We start from the raw sequence: 19080 nt of genomic DNA, 5'->3' as shown, positions 1-19080 counted from the left end.
CCCATCGGCGGCCGGCTGAAACTGGCATGCGCCGACGGCCGGCTCTGCGGAGCAGAGTCGGAGGCGCCAACAACCAAGGGCCAGGGCGGCGGGGCCTCGCTCTCATATCTTGTTGTACTTCGGATGCAGCCTTCGCCGCCCCGGGACAGTGCCAAGTCTTGTTCATGCACCCAGCGGCGGCCGAACCGGCATTCCGGGGCACTCGCAACCTGAAAGGAAGCGAGCTTCCTTTCGAGCCGTGAACCCACCATCCTCCCGTGCATCTCGAGTTGGAGCGGGAGTTGAACCGCGATACCACGCCATGGTGGTCCGCTCGCGGCCGGCAGGGATCCCCAGGCGCGCCGATATCGCTGGCGGCCCGGCACGCTCCCATCCGCACGCAAAACCCCATGCTCGAGTTTCGCGCCCTTGCAAGTCGCGGCGGGAGGAGAGGGAGTATGCGGGAGCGCGAGAGAGCGGGGATAAGTTTGATCGCAAATTATTTCCGCTCAGCGTAAAGACGATTGCCCGGACGTCGCGTATCGTGCCGCAAACCAAGGGAGCGCCCGCCATGGACCTCACGCACTGGATCTGGCTCGCGACTGGCGCCTACGGCGTCCACGCTTTCGAGGAATTCGAGCTCGACTGGCGCAACTGGGCGCGCGCCGTCATCAAGCTGCCGGTCGAATGGCACGACTTCTACGTCGTCAATTTCCTTGTGATCGTGCTCGGCATCGTCGCGGCGGAACTCGCGACCGCGATGCCGGGCGTGGCGCTCGCGTTCCCGGCGCTGATGCTGATCAACGCCGTCTTCTTCCACATCGCGCCCTACGTCGTGACGAGAGGACGCTTCTCGCCGGGACTGATCACCGCCGTGCTGCTGTTTCTGCCGATCGGAACGATCTGCTACGTCGTCGCGAACGATGCGGGCGTGCTCGACACCACCAACCTCATCGGATCGTTCGTGCTCGCAGCACTCCTGATGGCCATGCCGATCGTGCTCCTGCACATCAAGTCGCTGGCATATTTTCGGCAGGACCGACCGTGAGCTGAGCGACAGCCGGTTAGTTGCGTGCGCGCCCTTGCAAGTCGCGGCGGGACGAGAGGGAGTATGCGGGAGCGTGAGAGAGCGGGGATAAGTTTTTTTACCCGTCACCGCTCCAACAAAGGAATTTGCGGCGCGGCCGTTCGCGGCAGCAGGCCAGCGAGGCGCGGATCGTTCTCCACCTCGACCATAAAGGCATAGGGCCAAAAGCCGGACCGCCGATAGAACGCCAATGCGTCCGGATGATCGAAGCTGCAGGTGTGCAGCCACAGCCTGCGAATGGGATGCGCCCACGCCGTGTCGATTGCGAAATCCATCATGAACCGGCCCGCGCCTTTGCCGATCGCATCTTTGACAACGCCGAACCACGTAATCTCGCACTCTTGATCTTCACGAAAATCCAATTCGAGCAGACCGATGCGCGCGTCGCCGTCGTGCAGGACAAAAACTTCGATGCCCGGATCGCTGAGGACGGCCGCCAACGCCTCATCAGTCAGCCGGAGGCGCGACCACCACAACCAATCTTCACCGACGGCCCGGAACAGTGCGCGATACGCATCGAGATCGGGAGATCTCCACCGCGATATCGCAAGCGATGACGAGCCATTCGTGGCGCGCGGGGGCGTCGGCCGCTCGCACATCTCGACGAATGTCACAGCATTGACCAGCTTCCCCGCCGGTATCGGCGAATAGCCGTCTGGAAGGTGCGGATTAGGAGTTTCCATCGCGGGAGGGTATGGCGGAACGCGAAGCCGCAGGCAACGCGTCCAGCAGTCTCGGCAGGCGGCGGGTCCAAAGCGCCCGCGAGTCGAGCGGGCGGCGTCTTGGCGACAACCGCGCGCGTCTTGCGATCACTACTCGTTCTTACCCTTTTCGCCCGTGCTCGCACCCAATGTTCCGCTGTCAGGCGCAGCTGGACCGGTATTGACGACAGCGGGAGGCGTCCAGCTGCCGTACATCGGCGGCAGGATCGACGGCGGCGTTTCCTTCGGCCAATACATTCGCATCATGAGCAGGAACTCGCCCTTCGGCGACGGCAGCCAATTCGCTACCTTGTCGCTCCCCGGCGACGCATGCTGGAAGTACAGCGTCAACGAACCGTCATCATTGAACTTCGGATTGTCACGCATACTGACCGTGAACTTGTTGAGCGGGTTCGGGTAGAACCAATAACCGCCGTCGTCGTAGTACATCGTGATTGACCAGAAGCCATCGACCGGCGGAGTTTGTCCCTTGGGGAAGGTCACCGTATAGGCGTTGGCGCCATTCAAAGGCTGGCCGTCACCGTCCATTTTCGCGACCGGATAGATGGCATCTTTGGATAGATTGGCCGGCCAACCGACAGCGGCGATCAAGGCGCGTTGGGCGTAATTGGTCCCATATGACCCGGCAGACGCTGGGATAAGCCAGCCGTTCTCTATTTTACCGCCCGTCTTCTGCAGGGCCATGATTTGGTCGTAGCTGATCTTCGGTACATCCGTCAGCGCTGCCTGCACGGCCGGATCGAGCTTTGAAATGTCGAATGGTTGACCTGGCACGAGACCGATTTTCGCCATCTCAGCGACGATGGCCTTATCCTCGGGCAGCGGCGGCGCTGCGCCTCCCATCAGCGTTGCCATCATGTTGAAGTAGGTCGAGACGTCCATTGCATTGATGACGTCCTGAGGCTTGTCAGTCATGCTGAAGCCCGGGTTGGAATCCACTTTTCCCGGAGGCGGCGTGTACGGCTTTCCGAATGAACTCAGAGGAACCAGCGAGTACTGCTCCTGCAAAGCGTTGACCGCTTTGTAATCCTCCTCGGTTCCATCAGCGTAAGTGCGCCCGAGGATCACCAGATAGCGCGTCGGCGATTTTATCTCAGTCATGTTCGCCGGCACGGTGCCGCTCCAGCCCGGGCCGGTGATCAGATAATTTGCAGCCTTCCCGCCGGCCGTCCGCGCGCCGGGCGACTCAATCACCGGCATCCACAGACTGTACATGGGGAAGAGATAGTATCGCTTGCCCATGTCGGGGTGCGAAAAGACCATCGGCTCGGCGCCGACGTCGGCCCAAGCAAGTGAATAGAGAGTATCAGCATTGGGAGCTGAAACGCCGCGATAGTCGCCGGGCGGGTAACGTTTTACGTTCGTAAAGTGTCCCATCGGAGCGCGAAGCTCTTTTGCTTCGGCAACGTTGGTCATTTGTACGCGCGTGACTTCAGTGGTGATCAGCGAATATCCGTAAATATATGCGTCTGTCGCGATCGCGCGAGCCTGTTCCGGGGTAAGAGGTTCAGCCGCGCGTGCTGAAGTTCCACCGAAGAGCAAACAAAAAGCAGCCACGGCGGCCAAGCAATTTGCGAAGCGGTATGCGACTCTCTCGTATTTTGACATTGAATTTTCCTATCTGAAAAACCGGCGTTATTCCGCCAAGCGAAGCGGAATTTCGGCGTGGAGTATGCTTCGCCGATGACCGCGTCGCGGTGATCGGCATATGGGGAAATCTCAGTCGTCGAATTTGGAAAGTGTCGGCAGATCGCCTAGCCGCCCGAGCAGGCAGCGGGATCAATATCGATAGTTATGTGATTGGGTGGAGATCGCGGATCAAAATGCAGCACGGGCCGAGGAACGCCTCGGCCGAAATGACAACCCATCCCAACCTCCCGTCGGATAGGGTAGCGCCGCACCCATATCAACTTTAGCATATGATTTTCGCAAGATCAGCCGACGGATGAAAAAAAATTGCTTTGGCAAAATCGATGCGAAGTTAGGGCTGCCTTGGGTCATAAGAGGACATTCATCAACACGAATTACCCCATCCCCCACCACACGCCCCCACTCCACACACCCACCTCCTCGCCGCCCACATCCCCGGCCACCGCCAGTTCCACCAGCTCCGCATAAACAGCGCGCGTGCACAGCGCCTCCAGCCTCCCGCGCACGAGCACGTACGGCTTCAACCCACCATCGGGTCCGCTCGGCGCGAACCGCAACGGATGCTCCGCATCGACCGTCACGACGTCATCGAGATTGGTGCGGAACGTCAGCCGCTGCGCTTGCCCCTCGCCCTCGACTGCCATCTCGACGGCAAGGAACGGCGCGTCCTCGACTTGAACGTCGACCTTCTCCGCAGGCGTCACGAGATACGTTCGTCCGTCATCGTCCTTTCTCAGGATCGATGCGAACAGCTTGACGAGCGCGATGCGTCCGATCGGGCTCCCCTGATAGTGCCACGTCCCGTCGCGGCGGATCGCCATGCCGATGTCGCCGCAGTACGGCGGATCCCACTTTTCCACCGGTCTTATGCTCGACGCGCCACCTTCTGACGCCGCCCGCAAAAGCGCATCCAATCCACCCGGTCGTGCGTCAGAATTTCCATTCCCGGACGCAACTTGCAGTTTTTCATTCGGCATTTCTGCCCGCGCCCTCAAGGTGCCTTCAGATGCACCTCATCCTAACGTAACATTCACTTGACCCTATGAGGGCTGGGCAGGATCGTCTAGGCTGATGCTTAAGGCCGAGTACGCAGCCGCTCGGCCATTGTTTTGTAAGGCGAATTCGCCCCTAAGAATGACAAGAAGCAGCTGCGCGAGGCCCCCTTTATGAGCACTGTCGTCGAAACGCATACCGATATCGTGCCCCGGCTCGAAGCCGCCGCCGAGCGCGTACAGCGCGCCCACAAAGCGGCAGCCAGCGTCATATTCGGTCAGGATCAGGTGATCGAGCGGACGCTCATCACGATTTTGTCTGGCGGGCACGGCCTTCTGATCGGTGTTCCGGGTCTCGCCAAGACGCTGCTCGTCGAAACGCTCGGCCGCGTGCTGGGCCTCGACGCCAAGCGCATTCAGTTCACTCCGGACTTGATGCCGTCCGACATCATCGGCTCCGAAGTCCTCGAAGATGAGCCGGGCCGCGGCCGCGCCTTCCGCTTCATCAAAGGTCCGATCTTCACGCAGCTTCTGATGGCGGACGAAATCAACCGCGCTTCGCCGAAGACGCAGTCGGCGCTGCTGCAGGCGATGCAGGAGCATCACGTCACGGTCGCCGGTCAGCGCCACGATACGCCCGCGCCGTTCCACGTGCTCGCCACGCAGAACCCGCTGGAGCAGGAAGGCACTTATCCGCTGCCCGAAGCCCAGCTCGACCGCTTCCTGCTGCAGATCGACGTGACGTATCCCGATCTCGTCGCCGAGCGGCGCATGCTCTACGCTACGACCGGCACGGAAACGCCGAAGCTTGAAACCGTCATCTCGGCACAGGAACTGATGGCGACGCAGCGCCTCGTCCGCCAGATCCCGGTGCCCGATAAAGTTGTCGAGGCCATTCTGAAACTCGTGCGCTCGGCACGTCCGGGCACCGGCGCGAACGCCGACACGGATAAGTTCGTCGCCTGGGGCCCCGGCCCGCGCGCCAGCCAGGCGCTGATGCTCGCCGTCCGCGCCAAGGCGCTGATCGACGGCCGCCTCGCCCCGTCCGTCGATGACGTCATCGCGCTCGCGGAACCGATCCTGAAACACCGCATGGCGCTGACATTCGCCGCCCGCGCCGAAGGCGAAGATCTGAACCATATCATCGCGCGTCTCGCGGCGGCTGTGGAGTAGGTGCGGGATGGCGAGCCCAATAGGGCGGACAGGAACGTCAGGCGAAGGCAACAGCTCCGAAAGGCGGCGCGTCCTCACGCTTGAGCGCGAAGCCGTTACGCTTGTCGACCGGATGCCGGAACTGCTGATGGAAGCGGCGCGCATCGCCTCGACCGTGGCGCAGGGCATTCACGGACGGCGCCGCGCCGGACCCGGCGAAACGTTCTGGCAGTTCCGCCAATATCAGTCGGGCGAGAATGCGAGCCTCGTCGATTGGCGCCGCTCGGCAAGCTCCGATCATCTCTTCGTTCGCGAACGCGAGTGGGAAGCCGCGCACACGCTCTATCTCTGGCCCGACATTTCGCCGTCGATGGACTTCAAGAGCCATCTCGCGCCAGTCACCAAGCGCGACCGCGCGCTGGTGCTGACACTCGCCGCCGCCGAGATGCTTGTTCGCGGTGGTGAGCGCGTTGCATTGCTCGCGCAGATGCTGCCGACAGCCAGCCGCAACGCCGCGACGCGTATTGCCGAAACGATTGCCGCCAACGCCAATTCCGAAACGACGCAGAAAAGCCTGCCGCCCAACGCCGGCCTCAACCGCTTTTCCGGCCTGATCCTGTTCAGCGATTTTCTCGCCCCCGTGCATGCCATCCGCGAACGCCTCGAAGGCTACGCGGGCAACGGCGTCGGCGGTCATCTCGTGCAAGTCATCGACCCTGCGGAAGAGACGCTGCCTTATCATGGCCGCACCGAATTTCTGACGCCATCCGGCAGCCAGCGTTGGGTTGCCGATCGCGTTGAATCGCTCCGTCCGAAATATCAGGAACGTTTCGCCGCGCATCGCGCTGAAGTCGCAGAGATGGCGAAACGCTTCGGCTGGTCGCTGCTGACCCACCACACGGATCGCCCGGCCTCCGAGCCGCTGCTGTCGCTATTGATGCGTCTCAACGGTTCGGCCCAGGGCTACCGTTGGATGTCGTCCAGCTCCGACGCCGTCAGCTCCGACGATAAGGAGCGCGCCTGATGAGCTTCGGCCCGCTCGCCTTCCTCAATCCCTGGCTGCTCGCCGCGCTCGTCACGCTGCCGCTGATCTATTGGCTGCTGCGCGCGGTGCCGCCGCGCCCGACGCAGATCGAATTTCCCCCGACCCGCATTCTCGTCGGCATCGAGAACGACGAAAAGACCGCAGAGAAGACGCCGTGGTGGCTGACGCTCCTGCGCCTCATCGCGGCGACGCTCGTCATTCTCGCGCTCGCCGACCCGATGCTCAATCCCTCGAAGGAAAAAGGCCTGACCGGCACCGGCCCCGTTGTCATTTTCGTCGATAACGGCTGGGCGGCAGCATCGCGCTGGCCTGAGCGCGCCAACATCATGCAACGCCTCATCAGCGAAGCGGAAAGCGGCGGCCGCCCTGTCATGCTGGTGCCGACCGCCGCCGCCACGAAGCTGCCCGCGATCAAGATCGAGCCGCCCGGCGAAGCGCGCAGCACGGCAGCGGCAATCGAACCGCAACCATTCGAACCTGATCGCGAAGCCGCCGTCGCCGCCCTGCAAACGGCGCTGTCTGACGCCGCCGTGAAAAATTCCTCGATCGTCTGGATCGAAGACGGCATCGATCACAGAGGCAAAGTCAGCGACGTCGCAACGAAACTGCAGAATCTAGCTGGTGGCGGTACGCTTTCCGTCATCGATGAAACCAAAGGTCGCGAAGCCTTGGGCCTCGTCGCCGACCTCGCCGAGCGCGGCAAGCTCGAAGCAACGGTGCTCTCGACCGGTGGCCCGGCGCGCGAAGGTGTGGTCAACGCCTTTTCGGCTCGCGGCGAACGTCTCGGTGAAGCGCCCTTCAAGCTCGGTCCCGGCGCAACATCCGCGAAAGCTAAATTCGAAATGCCGCTCGAACTGCGCAACCAAGTCGCTCGCATCGAAATCGCAGGCGAACGCTCAGCGGGCGCCGTCAGCCTGATCGACGCCATGACGCAATGGCACCGCGTGGGTCTTCTCTCAGGCGAAAGCCGCGAGGAAGCTCAGCCGCTGCTCGCGCCACTCTACTACATCGAGAAGGCGCTGAAGCCTTACGCCGACGTCGTCGCTGCCAAAAACGCCAACCTCGTGGAAGGCCTCGACGCCGTCCTGAAGCAGAACATCTCCGTTCTGGTTCTCGCCGACATCGGCACGATCAGCGGCGAAGCCGAAGAAAAGGTCGACGAGTTCGTCAAACATGGCGGCCTGCTCGTGCGCTTCGCAGGACCGCGCCTCGAAAAGGCCGGCGACAATCTGCTGCCCGTCGTACTGCGCAGCGGCGGCCGCTCGCTCGGTGGCGCGCTCTCGTGGTCGTCACCTCAGGCGCTTGCACCGTTCGATGAGAACAGTCCGTTCGCCGGTCTGACCGTGCCGAAAGATGTCACCGTTACGCGCCAGGTACTGGCCGACCCGGCCGAGCTGACTCCTGACGTCGAGATCTGGGCGCGGCTGCAGGACGGCACGCCCCTCGTCACCTCCGCGAAACGCGGCAACGGCCGCCTCGTGCTCTTCCACGTCACCGCCAATTCCGACTGGTCGAACCTGCCGATGTCCGGGCTATTCGTCGAAATGCTTCGCCGCCTCTCGACCATGGGAACGGTCGGCGCTGCAGCATCGGCGGAACCGCAGTCGGATACGGCCGCAGCCGATACCGCAACGAAAGCCAATACCGTGTCGGCAAGCGTGCTTGCACCTCTGAAGACGCTGAGCGGCGTCGGAACGCTCGTCTCACCACCGCCGACTGCCGAACCTCTGAAGGCTGCCGAGATCGGCGCGATCCGGCCGAACTTCGAGCATCCGCCGGGCTACTACGGCCAGGCCGCGGCACCTCGCGCCGTCAACGTGTTGACCGTGAAGAGCACGCTTGCGCCGTTCCCGGAACTGCCCGCGAGCATCGAGAGGTTGACGTATGACAACGCTGCCAGCACTTCGCTGAAGCCTGCGCTGTTAGCATTGGCGCTCGGCCTGCTGTTCCTCGACATCATCGCCGTCATGATCCTCCAGGCGGGCGGCGTCGCCGGTCTCTTTTCACGCCGGCCCGGCTCGCGGCGCCGCGCCGCGACGGCTTCCACGATCGTGCTCGGTCTCCTTGCCTTGGGCGCAGGCGTCATCGCCGTCGGCACCGATGCCAAGGCGCAGGAATTTCCGTCCGAGTTTCGCGACGCCATTCCTCAGTTCGATGGCTTCAGTCCGGTAAGCCCGTCCCAGCAGCAAGGCCCGGTGATCGTACGCCCTCCTGCATCGCCCGCCGATAATGCCGCCATCGACGCAACGAGTAAGGTCACGCTCGCCTACGTGTTGAGCGGCGATCGAGAAACCGACGACACAAGCCGCGCGGGCTTGAAAGGCCTCGGCCGCGTGCTGCAAACCCGCACTGCTGTCGAGCCCGGCGAACCCGCAGCCGTCGACATCACGAAAGACGAGATCGCGTTCTATCCGGTGCTCTATTGGCCGGTGCTGAAGACGGCAAAGGCGTTGCCCGACGCAATCATCGCCAAGATCGACGCATATATGAAAGAAGGTGGCCTCATCATCTTCGACACCCGCGACTATGGCGACGGCGGCGCCGACATGCTGCCGATGGCAGGCCAGGGTGGCACCGCCATCCAGCGGCTGTTGAGCAAACTCGACGTTCCTCCGCTCGAACCTGTTCCCGAAAATCACGTCGTGACGAAATCGTTCTATCTGCTGCGCTCCTTCCCTGGCCGCTGGGACGGCGGCCAGCTTTGGGTCGAAGCGACACCGAAAGACGAAAACGAATCCCACAAGGCTCGCGTTTCAGATGGCGTGACCTCGATCATGATCACGTCGAACGATCTTGCTGCTGCCTGGGCGCTCGATGACCGCGGTCGCCCGCTTTATCCGGTCGTGCCCGGCGGCGAGATGCAGCGCGAGATGGCGTTCCGCGGCGGCATCAACATCGTCATGCACGCGTTGACCGGCAACTACAAAGCCGATCAGGTCCACGTTCCCGCGCTGCTTGAGCGGCTCGGTCAGTAGAGGCATTAGGTTTTGAACTGGTCGATTACCTTCGCGCCCCTGATTCCGATGCCGATCCTGATCGGCCTGTCGGTACTGGCGGCCGCGCTGATCCTCATTCTTCTGTTCCGCCGTTCACGTGGCGCTTTTCTGCGCGCTGGTGCGCTGGCGGCGTTGATCGCCGCGCTGTTCAATCCGATCCTGAAGGAAGAGCAGCGCGAAAGCCTCGCTAACGTCGCGATCGTCGTCCTCGACGAAAGCCCGAGCCAGAAGCTCGCCGACCGCAACAAGCAGATGGACGAGATCCGCGCCAATCTTGAAGCCAAGTTCGCCAAGATCCCGAACCTCGACATCAAATGGGTGACGGGCGGCGTGCCGTCCGATTCAGCGCCGCCAGGAACAAACCTTTTCACGGACTTGAATACAGCGCTGAACGACACCGCGCCGGATCGCATCGCGGGCGTCATCTTCGTCACCGACGGCGAAGTCCACGACGTGCCGAAGTCCGCCGCATCGCTCGGCTTTGACGCCCCCGTTCACACGCTGCTGACCGGCAAGCGCGATGAATTCGACCGCCGCATCGAGGTGATCGAAGCTCCGCGTTACGGTCTCGTTGGCCAGTCACGCGAAATCGAAGTTGCCGTCCGCCAGACCGGTACCGCCCCATCCGCGAACTCTGGCGCTGCGACGCTGAAAGTTCGCCGCGAAGGCCAACCCGACGAAACGATCCGCACCGAGGTCAACCGCAACGTCAAGATCGACATGCCGATCCCGCATACCGGGACGAACATCGTCGAAATCGAATTGCAACCTGTCGACGGCGAGTTGACGACGGCAAACAATCGCGCCGTCGTTGCGGCCGAAGGCGTGCGCGAAAACTTGCGCGTGCTGCTCGTCTCGGGCGAGCCGCACCCAGGCGAACGCACATGGCGCAACCTGCTGAAATCCGACGCCGCCGTCGATCTCGTCCACTTCACAATTTTGCGTCCGCCCGAGAAGCAGGACGGCACACCGATCAATCAGCTCTCGCTCATCGCATTCCCGACGCGCGAGCTGTTCTCGGAGAAGATCAACGAGTTCGACCTGATCATCTTCGATCGGTACGAGCACCGCGGAATTCTGCAGCTTCTCTACTACGACAACATTGCCCGCTACGTGAACGAGCACGGCGGCGCGCTGCTGGTTGCCGCGGGCGACGATTATGCAGGCCCCTACAGCATCTATAATACGCCGCTCGCGCCGGTGCTTCCTGCGGCACCGACTGGCCGCGTCCTCGAAATGCCTTTCAAAGCGAAGGTGACGGCCGAAGGCCAGAAGCACCCTGTCACGCGCAACCTTCCTGGCTGGAACGGCGCGCAGGTTGCCGACAATTCTCCGCAGCCGTCGTGGGGCAAGTGGTTCCGTCAGGCCGAGGTGACGCCGCTGCGCGGTCGCGTGCTGATGAATGGCGCCGAAGACAAGCCTCTTCTGATCCTCGACCGCAAAGGCAAAGGCCGCGTTGCGCTGCTAACGTCCGACCACTCCTGGCTCTGGGCGCGCGGCTACGACGGCGGCGGCCCGCACACCGACCTGCTCCGCCGCCTGTCGCACTGGCTGATGAAAGAGCCGGACCTTGAAGAAGAGCGCGTCATCGCGTCCGCTAAAGGTCTAAAGCTCACGATCGAGCGCCGCTCGATGGAAGACAAAATTCCGCCTGTGAAGGTGCTGGGTCCCGGCGGCGACACGTCTACGGTCACGCTTCAGCCTGTGCCCGTCGAGCCTGGTGTCTGGCGCTCGGCCATCGATGTCAAAATGCCGGGCCTCTACAAAGTCGAAACCGATGGCCCCAACGGCCAGCTGACCGCCGTCGCCAATGCCGGCGTCGAAGACCCTCGCGAAATGAGCGAAGTCACTGCGACAGACCAGAAAATGAAGCCCATCGCCGACGCGACCGGCGGCGGTATCTTCTGGACGAAGCCGTCAGGCCTCCTCGCGACTGCAACCGATATCGACGTGCCGCGTATCTCTATGATGTCAGCGGCCAAGGTGATGGCGGGCTCAGACTGGCTCGGTCTGAAAGATCGGCAAGCGTTTCTGACCCGCGGCGTCAAGCTGACGCCGATGTTTACGGGATTTGCGGCGCTTTCGCTGCTACTCGCTCTCATCGCCTTGGCGTGGTGGCGTGAGGGACGATAATGAGAGGGCACACAACCCCATGGGCAGCGCTTCGAATACCCGGCCAATCGGCGTCATAGGCAACGACGAATTTGGAACGGCAATTGCCGAACGCCTCGCCGCCTGCCGCATTCCAACACTTTACGCAGCTCTGCCGGGTGCCTCACCCGCCATTTACGGCGAGCATCTGGAGCCAGTCTCGCCGACCTCGAACGGCATGGCGGACTGTCCAGTCATCCTCATCGCCATCGAGGACACCGAAGCGTTCCGCGGCCTGCTGATAGGCCGCGACGCGTCCGATCTCGATTTTGCTCCGCTGTCGGGCGCTGTCATCGTCGATCTCGGTGCGCGGACGCCGCGTGAACTCGATGCGCTGCTCGAACTCCTTGAGCCGCGAGGCGTTTCGCTGACGGACGCGGCGCTGATCGGCGGCGGCGCCGCTGCTGCCGAAGGCCGAGCCAAAGTTCTTCTCGGCGGCGCCGAAATTGCGACCGAGATGGCAGCCAGCATCGTCTCGCTGTTCGGCACCGTCGAGCGTACTGGCCCGCTCGGGAGTGCGCACGCAGCCGCAGCCCTCATGGGCTACATCGAGGCCGCCCATGCCGTCGCCCGCGAGGAAGCCATGGCCCTTGGCGCCGCCTGCGGCCTGACGCCGGACATGATCGCCCGCGTCCTGTCCGAACGCGCGCCCCCGCACGGAATGAACATCGTGCAGATCGCCCGCCGCGCCGATCTCGCCCGCCGCATCGCCCGCGACCGCAATGCGGGAGCCGACATCATCGACCTTGCGGCTGAAAAACAGGCGCGCTCCAAGCGCGAAAACCGTTGATGACCTGCGGCGTCCCTGCCGCACGGATCGAGCGACAGCCCCGACTCGCGTAAGCATCTTGCACTTTCGTCGCGAGACTTCACCGCGAGCCCGTTCACCGCGAGCACTGGGGCCTCAAATGTCGCCGCTCTTTCGAATTGTGTATGCTACGCATGCCAACGGCACTCATCACAAGCTGGCGCTCGATGCGCTGGAAGCGATGACGCGCCCAGACAGCGCCGATTGGACCCGCCTGTTTCTGAAACACGTCGAGCGCTATCTCGAGGGCTCGAAAGCCCCTGACGTCACCTTCAAGGATTTCAAAAACCACGTCCTGCACGTATCCGAGAACTACTGGGGCGGCGCGCCGGAGAAGACGCAGGAGTGGTACAATCGCACCGTCTTCGAACTCAAAGCCGGTAATTGGCCGGAAGCCGTCTACGCCGCGGGCGTACTGAGCCACTACTTCACCGATCCGGTGATGCCGTTCCACACCGGCCAGACGGAAGCCGAGAATGCCATCCACCGCGCCACGGAATGGAGCATCAATCGCTCCTACAATACGCTGCGCGCACTCGGCGAAAAGCGCTTCGGGCGCTTGAGCATCGCCGTTCCTTCCGGCCAGAAATGGCTGCCTAAATTCGTCTGCGATGGCGCCGAGTTCTCGCACCGCTACTACGAGAAGCTCATCGCCCATTACGATATTCACAAAGGCGCTTCTCGTCCCGAGGAAGGCCTCGACGACATTGCCAAAACCGTCGTCGCGGAACTGCTGATCTATGCCTCCACGAGCTTCGGCAAGGTGCTCGACAGAGCCATCGCCGAATCCGGCATGTCCGCGCCTGAAGTGACGCTGACGGCGGAAACTTTCCTCGCTATGACGCAGATCCCGAGGAAGTTCATCGAAAAGCGGCTCTCGAACGAAGAAGACCGCAAGCTCGTCGCTGCCATCTACGACGAATTGAAGACCACCGGCCGCGTCGACAAATCTCTGTCCGAAGACGATCGCACGATCCGCGATCTTCACAACGCCGAAGTCCTGGCGCCGAAGCTCGCCGAGCGCAAAGCCGCCCGCGCCGCCCGCATCAACGGCCCCGACGACACGCCGCTCGAACTTGCCGTCGCGAAGTCGGCCGCGACCAAAATGGACATTTCCGAAACGCCGCCGACGATCCCGCTGTCGAAAACACCGCCGCCGATGCCACGTGCCGCGCCGAGCATTGCCGCGCGCATGGAGCCGCTCTGGACGCCCTCGCAACAACGCGCGGCGACAGTACCGCCAGCAGCGACGCCCCCAGCGGCATACACGCCCGCTCCGGCACCCGCCGCGGCAGCCGCGCCGATTTCAATCTCGCGGCCGTCCCCTGATCGTCCGTCGGAAACGCGCGTGTATCTGCGCGAAGGCGACGACCTCGAAGCGGCACCCTCCATCGGACCGAAAATCGCCGATCGCTTCGCGGCGATCGATATTCACACGGTCGCAGATTTCCTGAAGCAGGATCCCGAGCAGCTCGCGGAAAAACTCGACGACCCGCATTTCGATGCCGAGACACTTCTCGAATGGCAGGATCAGGCAAAACTCGTCATGGCCGTACCGGGCCTCCGCGGCACGCATGCACAGTTGCTTGTCGGGGCGGGCTACAAGACGGCCGAAGCCGTCGCCGAAGCCGATCCGCTCGCACTGTCCGCTAGCGTCCTGAAATTCGCGACCACATCGGCCGGCAAGCGTGTCCTGCGCGAAGGCCGCCCACCCGACATCGAAAAAATCAAAAGCTGGGTCGAGTTCGCCAAGCAGGCAGCAGCGGCCTAGCGCCATTCGGCTACGCCGAAAGATGTCATCCCTGGGCTTGTCCGAGGATCATCGGGCCACACTTGCCAAGCGCACCCCATCCGCGCAAGAATGTGCCCGTTTCCGAGGGGCGCCGGTTGTCCGGCTGAGATCGCGTAAGAAAGCGCGAGCACCCTTCGAACCTGATCCGGGTTATGCCGGCGAAGGGACGGGGCATTCCGCGGCAGAGCCGCATTCCGCACCTTTCCGGTCAACGCAATTCTGCGCGTGCGCGTGCAGCCATGGTGGAACACTCCCTTACCCAGGGAGTGGCCGAGAGGAGCAACGTCATGAACAAGCCAACCCGCACCGCCGACATCCAGACGCCGAAAGTCACTGTCGGCCCGATCAGCGCTTCGACAAAAGTCTATTCCTCGCCCGAAGGCCATTACGACGTCCGCGTACCATTCCGCGAGATCGCGCTTACGGATGTGAACGAGCCGTCGTTCCGCGTTTATGACTCGTCCGGCCCCTACACCGATCCGACCGTAACGATCGACGTGGCGACCGGTCTCCCGCGAATCCGCGACGCTTGGGTTGCCGAGCGCGGCGGCACGGAAGCCTATGACGGCCGCACGATCAAACCGGAAGACAACGGCAACGTGACGGGCGCCCACGCTGCGCGCGTGTTTCCGACCGTTTATCAACCGCGCTGTGCCACGTCTTCCGCTCCCCTCACCCAATTCGAATACGCGCGCGCAGGCATCATCACCAAAGAGATGATCTACGTCACCCATCGCGAAAACCTCGGTCGTGCGGCGGCGCTCGCGCGCGCCAAGGAAGCGCTCGCCGACGGCGAAAGTTTCGGCGCCGACATCCCCGAGCACATCACGCCGGAGTTTGTGCGTTCCGAAATCGCCCGCGGCCGCGCCATCATTCCGGCGAACATCAACCACGGCGAGCTTGAGCCGATGATCATCGGCCGGAACTTCCTCGTGAAGATCAACGCCAACATCGGCAATTCCGCCGTGACGTCGTCGGTCGAAGAGGAAGTCGAAAAGATGGTGTGGGCGATCCGCTGGGGCGCGGACACCGTCATGGATCTTTCGACGGGCCGCAACATCCACACCACGCGTGAATGGATCATCCGCAATTCGCCCGTGCCCATCGGCACCGTGCCGATCTATCAGGCGCTCGAAAAGTGCGGCGGCGATCCTGTGAAGCTCACATGGGAACTGTATCGCGACACGCTGATCGAGCAGTGCGAGCAAGGCGTCGATTACTTCACCATTCACGCCGGCGTGCGCCTGCCGTTCGTGCCGCTAACCGCCAATCGCGTCACGGGCATCGTTTCACGCGGCGGCTCGATCATGGCGAAGTGGTGCCTTGCTCACCACAAGGAAAGCTTCCTTTACGAACGCTTCGACGAGATCTGCGATCTGATGCGGAAGTATGACGTATCGTTCTCTCTCGGCGACGGCCTGCGGCCGGGCTCCATCGCCGATGCCAACGATCGCGCGCAATTCGCTGAGCTTGAAACGCTTGGCGAATTGACCAAGATCGCGTGGGACAAGGGCTGCCAGGTCATGATCGAAGGCCCAGGTCACGTGCCGATGCACAAGATCAAAGCCAACATGGACAAGCAGTTGAAGGCTTGCGGCGAGGCTCCGTTCTATACGCTCGGACCTCTGACGACCGACATCGCGCCAGGCTACGATCACATCACGTCCGGCATCGGCGCCGCGATGATTGGCTGGTTCGGAACCTCGATGCTCTGCTACGTCACGCCGAAGGAGCATCTGGGCCTGCCGAACCGCGACGATGTGAAGGTCGGCGTCATCACCTACAAGATCGCAGCACACGCCGCCGATCTCGCGAAAGGTCACCCCGCCGCGCAGCTTCGCGATGATGCGCTCTCGCGCGCCCGTTTCGAATTCCGCTGGCAGGATCAGTTCAATCTGTCGCTCGATCCCGACACAGCGATGTCGTTCCACGACGAGACGCTACCGAAGGACGCCCACAAGGTCGCGCACTTCTGTTCGATGTGCGGCCCGAAGTTCTGCTCGATGAAGATCACGCAGGACGTCCGCGACTACGCAGCAACCCTGAACGACCAGCAAGTCGGCATGGTCGAGATGAGCGCGAAGTTCAAGGAACTGGGGAACAACCTGTATATTGAGCCCAGCCCGAAGTGACGAGCGCACTATTTAAAAGTGAGATTTATGCGGATTTCCGACCTTTTTTGCTTGTGCACATTCTCGTCAGAAGGTACTGGCGAAAAAATAATTCTTCGATTTTGCGCCGGGCTCCGGAATGCCATTCGATTTGAATATTCCAGATGCACTGACCCAGTATTTGAACGCCCAAGCGTTAAACGAAACACGCATTCGTCTTGAGAGCTATGCTGCCGACTTGTTGCAAGAAGCTAGCCGTCTAGAAACGACGTCCAGCGCAGGAAACGGCGAGCCGCAGATTACCAGTTCTATGATCGCTGATGCAGACTTGTTGCTCCGACGCGGCTATCGGCAAGGCAGGCCCAACTACTGGCTGATTGCTGGTAAGATAATTTCCCCTATTGGAGCCCTTGCTACGGGCTTCTTCACTGACGCGGAGAAGCTCAAGCAGCCCCTCATGCTCGCGGCCTTTATCATTCTGCTAATCGTCACAGTCACCGCAACCGTCTTGGTAGTGGTAAAGGAATAGCCTCCATGGTCACCGACAATTTCTCGGAGAAACTAACTCCAGCGGCGAGGCAAACCCTCGAGGAAATTCTGAGTGACTACCGTGACGAAATTTTAGTGTCCGCCGCATACGAAGCGGCACGAATGACCGGAGAAATGCGCGAAATTTCCGTTCAGGACATAGTCAACGGCGCGCAACGGATGGCTCGAAAAAGCCGCATGCCACCGCGATCGGCAATCGACAAAATCCTCCCGCTGTATGCGGTACTAGGAATTCTTAGTTCGATGGCTGGATTCGGCATCTATGCTTTACGCCAATTAGCAAACAACATTGATGCGAGCCAACAACTTCCCCTGGTCATTGTATTTGTAGGTGTCATAATGACCGCGGCCAGTATTGCGCTAATTTATTTGAGAAAGACCGGAGTTCTCACACCTGAATTTCGCGACATATCGCGAAACGAGGACAATGAACTGTTCGCGAAATATTTGGTCACGTGGCGCAATATAGAGGTTGCGATGCGAAACCTCGCATCCTCTAAGCTTGGAGAATCTGTGGCACAAGAGCCAATCGCCTTTTTGATCGAGCGACTACAAAAAAAAGATGTCCTATCCGTTGACGAAGCTCGGGCTTTCAAAAAGCTGCTTAGCACTAGAAATTCAGTTGTGCATGGCGAACAGTCACCGGCAACGACTGAATTGCTAAAATCACTCGATCAAGCTCGAACATTACTTTATCGAATTCAGCACGCGCTTTGACGGTGACGGTTGGCAGGTCGCCCCTTGCCCTCGAAAAACCATAGTCAGCAAACGCCCTTTTGCTAGGATCGCGGTTGGCGGGATGGTGCGGAGAAGCACCGCCCCCAACGACAGCCGCGGGGGAAAGCGATGGGGTTCAAGACGTATCAGCTCGGTGAATTGTTCGGGATCATTCTGCTGCTCGGATCGACAGCGATGCAGATGTTCTATCTCGATCCATTGAAGCGCGAGATCGAATGGCGCCTTGCCGCGTTCAGCACGCAGCAATCGGCACAGATCCAGATCAAAGCCATTTACGACAATCGCATCGAGATGCTGCAAGCTCTCAATGCGCCCGCGGAAAAAATCACAGGGGCACGAACCGCACGCGACGAGACCCTGAACCGCTTCAAGTCGTCGGATGCCGATATCTCCGATTTCATGATCGCGAAGGAAGGCGTCGAGGATAACCTCCAATACGTCGTGCTGGCGTTATTTGCCGTGGGCACACTGCTTGCTGGGTTTGGCCGTGCCATGGAAATGCGTTCGCATAGATCTTAGACTTAAGGGTTCGTGCGATGCTCACGCTCTACTCTTACCCGACGCTGTTCGGCGTCGCCGACAACAACGGCTACGGCCTGAAAGTCTATGCCTTCCTGAAACTGGCAGGCGTACCGTTCGTGCACGAACACATCTTCGACGCCTCGTCCGCGCCGCGCGGTCAGCTTCCCTACATCGTCGACAATGGCGAAACGATCGGCGACAGCGGCGCGATCATCGCGCACGTCACGCGCAAGTACGGCGTGACGATGGATGACGCGCTGACACCCGCCCAGCGCGACACCGATCTCCTCGTCACGCGCCTGCTCGACGATCTTTATTGGGTCATGTCCTATTCACGCTGGAAGGACGAGCGCTATTGGAAGCAATTCCGCGATGCGTTGCTGCGCGAACATCCGCAACTGACGGAAGAGGGCCTCGCCGCTGCGAAAGAATTCAACGCCAAGCGCTATTACTATCAAGGGATCGGACGCTACGAGCCGGATCAGGCCATGGCGCGCGGCCTCGCAGACTTGCGGGTTCTGGCCAACCTCATCCCGGCCGAGGGCTTTGTTCACGGCCCCAAACCATCAACGATAGACGCCGGCATCTATGGCTTTATCGCCAACATCTATTTCTATGACATCGACACACCGCTGAAGAAATTCGTCGTCGCGCATGACAACATGGTGCACCACTGCCGCGCCATCCACGACGCCGTCAGCGGCTCTACATGAACGGCGTTGTTGGGGGAGAAACTTCCCGACATTGCAACGACCCTGGAATTGACGCAGGCGCCGTCTGACTATG

At 61.4% G+C, this 19080-nt stretch carries 15 protein-coding genes and 1 riboswitch; of the genes, 12 read left to right on the top strand and 3 right to left on the bottom strand.

The window, feature by feature from the left end; translation table 11 throughout:
* Window positions 1-550 precede the first annotated feature (550 nt).
* Window positions 551-1027 (top strand): HXXEE domain-containing protein, encoded by a 477-nt coding sequence (locus ACLB1Z_RS06575; RefSeq protein WP_409562581.1) that lies wholly within the window; start codon window positions 551-553, stop codon window positions 1025-1027.
* A gap of 104 nt (window positions 1028-1131) precedes the next feature.
* On the opposite strand, the gene ACLB1Z_RS06570 is transcribed toward ACLB1Z_RS06575, so the two are convergent.
* The 3 genes from ACLB1Z_RS06570 to ACLB1Z_RS06560 form a co-directional block, all read right to left on the bottom strand.
* Window positions 1132-1749 carry a GNAT family N-acetyltransferase gene (locus ACLB1Z_RS06570; protein ID WP_409562580.1) on the bottom strand — a complete coding sequence of 206 codons (618 nt, stop codon included), beginning with the start codon at window positions 1747-1749 and terminating at the stop codon, window positions 1132-1134.
* A 129-nt stretch (window positions 1750-1878) separates the two neighbouring features.
* Window positions 1879-3204: a DUF1254 domain-containing protein gene (locus ACLB1Z_RS06565; protein ID WP_409562579.1), complete on the bottom strand. Its 1326-nt coding sequence runs from the start codon at window positions 3202-3204 to the stop codon at window positions 1879-1881.
* A gap of 608 nt (window positions 3205-3812) precedes the next feature.
* A complete protein-coding gene (locus ACLB1Z_RS06560) occupies window positions 3813-4415 on the bottom strand; it encodes a DUF1285 domain-containing protein (RefSeq protein ID WP_409562578.1) in 603 nt (200 codons plus the stop codon).
* 189 nt (window positions 4416-4604) lie between these two features.
* Here ACLB1Z_RS06560 and ACLB1Z_RS06555 point away from each other — a divergent pair, with 189 nt between their 5' ends.
* The 11 genes from ACLB1Z_RS06555 (at window position 4605) to ACLB1Z_RS06505 (ending at window position 19007) form a co-directional block, all read left to right on the top strand.
* Window positions 4605-5603, top strand: a complete 999-nt coding sequence (locus ACLB1Z_RS06555; protein WP_013946707.1) for an AAA family ATPase — start codon at window positions 4605-4607, stop codon at window positions 5601-5603.
* Window positions 5604-5610: 7 nt separating this feature from the next.
* Entirely contained in the window at window positions 5611-6606 is a 996-nt protein-coding gene (locus ACLB1Z_RS06550; RefSeq protein WP_409562577.1) for a DUF58 domain-containing protein, read from the top strand.
* Window positions 6606-9602: a DUF4159 domain-containing protein gene (locus tag ACLB1Z_RS06545; RefSeq protein ID WP_409562576.1), complete on the top strand. Its 2997-nt coding sequence runs from the start codon at window positions 6606-6608 to the stop codon at window positions 9600-9602. Before ACLB1Z_RS06550 ends, ACLB1Z_RS06545 begins: the two co-directional genes overlap by 1 nt.
* A 12-nt stretch (window positions 9603-9614) precedes the next feature.
* A complete protein-coding gene (locus tag ACLB1Z_RS06540; protein ID WP_409562575.1) occupies window positions 9615-11756 on the top strand; it encodes a hypothetical protein in 2142 nt (713 codons plus the stop codon).
* A 19-nt stretch (window positions 11757-11775) separates the two neighbouring features.
* Window positions 11776-12564: an NAD(P)-binding domain-containing protein gene (locus tag ACLB1Z_RS06535; RefSeq protein WP_409562574.1), complete on the top strand. Its 789-nt coding sequence runs from the start codon at window positions 11776-11778 to the stop codon at window positions 12562-12564.
* Window positions 12565-12682: 118 nt separating this feature from the next.
* Window positions 12683-14353: a DUF4332 domain-containing protein gene (locus tag ACLB1Z_RS06530; RefSeq protein ID WP_409562573.1), complete on the top strand. Its 1671-nt coding sequence runs from the start codon at window positions 12683-12685 to the stop codon at window positions 14351-14353.
* A gap of 95 nt (window positions 14354-14448) precedes the next feature.
* A riboswitch (TPP riboswitch) is annotated at window positions 14449-14558 on the top strand.
* A 103-nt stretch (window positions 14559-14661) separates the two neighbouring features.
* Window positions 14662-16506 (top strand): phosphomethylpyrimidine synthase ThiC, encoded by a 1845-nt coding sequence (gene thiC, locus ACLB1Z_RS06525; RefSeq protein ID WP_409562572.1) that lies wholly within the window; start codon window positions 14662-14664, stop codon window positions 16504-16506.
* A 118-nt stretch (window positions 16507-16624) separates the two neighbouring features.
* Window positions 16625-17014, top strand: a complete 390-nt coding sequence (locus ACLB1Z_RS06520; RefSeq protein ID WP_409562571.1) for a hypothetical protein — start codon at window positions 16625-16627, stop codon at window positions 17012-17014.
* Between the two features lie 5 nt (window positions 17015-17019).
* The gene (locus ACLB1Z_RS06515; protein WP_409562570.1) at window positions 17020-17751 is read left to right on the top strand and encodes a hypothetical protein; all 732 of its coding nucleotides are present in this window, start codon (window positions 17020-17022) and stop codon (window positions 17749-17751) included.
* A 129-nt stretch (window positions 17752-17880) separates the two neighbouring features.
* Window positions 17881-18291, top strand: a complete 411-nt coding sequence (locus ACLB1Z_RS06510; protein ID WP_409562569.1) for a hypothetical protein — start codon at window positions 17881-17883, stop codon at window positions 18289-18291.
* Between the two features lie 17 nt (window positions 18292-18308).
* Window positions 18309-19007, top strand: coding sequence for a glutathione S-transferase C-terminal domain-containing protein (locus tag ACLB1Z_RS06505; protein WP_409562568.1), 699 nt, complete (start codon window positions 18309-18311; stop codon window positions 19005-19007).
* Window positions 19008-19080 lie beyond the last annotated feature (73 nt).

This window comes from Hyphomicrobium sp. MC8b (genome assembly GCF_905067615.1).
Taxonomy (GTDB): domain Bacteria; phylum Pseudomonadota; class Alphaproteobacteria; order Rhizobiales; family Hyphomicrobiaceae; genus Hyphomicrobium_B.
The sequence above is the reverse complement of the archived record's forward strand: the minus strand, read 5'-3'. Positions and strand labels throughout refer to the sequence as shown.

Excerpts from the sequence above, each read along its gene's own strand:
- ACLB1Z_RS06575 (WP_409562581.1), top strand. The coding sequence starts at position 551 with ATGGACCTCACGCACTGGATCTGGCTCGCGACTGGCGCCTACGGCGTC.
- ACLB1Z_RS06570 (WP_409562580.1), bottom strand. The coding sequence starts at position 1,749 with ATGGAAACTCCTAATCCGCACCTTCCAGACGGCTATTCGCCGATACCG.
- ACLB1Z_RS06565 (WP_409562579.1), bottom strand. The coding sequence starts at position 3,204 with ATGACCAACGTTGCCGAAGCAAAAGAGCTTCGCGCTCCGATGGGACAC.
- ACLB1Z_RS06560 (WP_409562578.1), bottom strand. The coding sequence starts at position 4,415 with ATGCCGAATGAAAAACTGCAAGTTGCGTCCGGGAATGGAAATTCTGAC.
- ACLB1Z_RS06555 (WP_013946707.1), top strand. The coding sequence starts at position 4,605 with ATGAGCACTGTCGTCGAAACGCATACCGATATCGTGCCCCGGCTCGAA.
- ACLB1Z_RS06550 (WP_409562577.1), top strand. The coding sequence starts at position 5,611 with ATGGCGAGCCCAATAGGGCGGACAGGAACGTCAGGCGAAGGCAACAGC.
- ACLB1Z_RS06545 (WP_409562576.1), top strand. The coding sequence starts at position 6,606 with ATGAGCTTCGGCCCGCTCGCCTTCCTCAATCCCTGGCTGCTCGCCGCG.
- ACLB1Z_RS06535 (WP_409562574.1), top strand. The coding sequence starts at position 11,776 with ATGGGCAGCGCTTCGAATACCCGGCCAATCGGCGTCATAGGCAACGAC.
- ACLB1Z_RS06530 (WP_409562573.1), top strand. The coding sequence starts at position 12,683 with ATGTCGCCGCTCTTTCGAATTGTGTATGCTACGCATGCCAACGGCACT.
- thiC (WP_409562572.1), top strand. The coding sequence starts at position 14,662 with ATGAACAAGCCAACCCGCACCGCCGACATCCAGACGCCGAAAGTCACT.
- ACLB1Z_RS06520 (WP_409562571.1), top strand. The coding sequence starts at position 16,625 with ATGCCATTCGATTTGAATATTCCAGATGCACTGACCCAGTATTTGAAC.
- ACLB1Z_RS06515 (WP_409562570.1), top strand. The coding sequence starts at position 17,020 with ATGGTCACCGACAATTTCTCGGAGAAACTAACTCCAGCGGCGAGGCAA.
- ACLB1Z_RS06510 (WP_409562569.1), top strand. The coding sequence starts at position 17,881 with ATGGGGTTCAAGACGTATCAGCTCGGTGAATTGTTCGGGATCATTCTG.
- ACLB1Z_RS06505 (WP_409562568.1), top strand. The coding sequence starts at position 18,309 with ATGCTCACGCTCTACTCTTACCCGACGCTGTTCGGCGTCGCCGACAAC.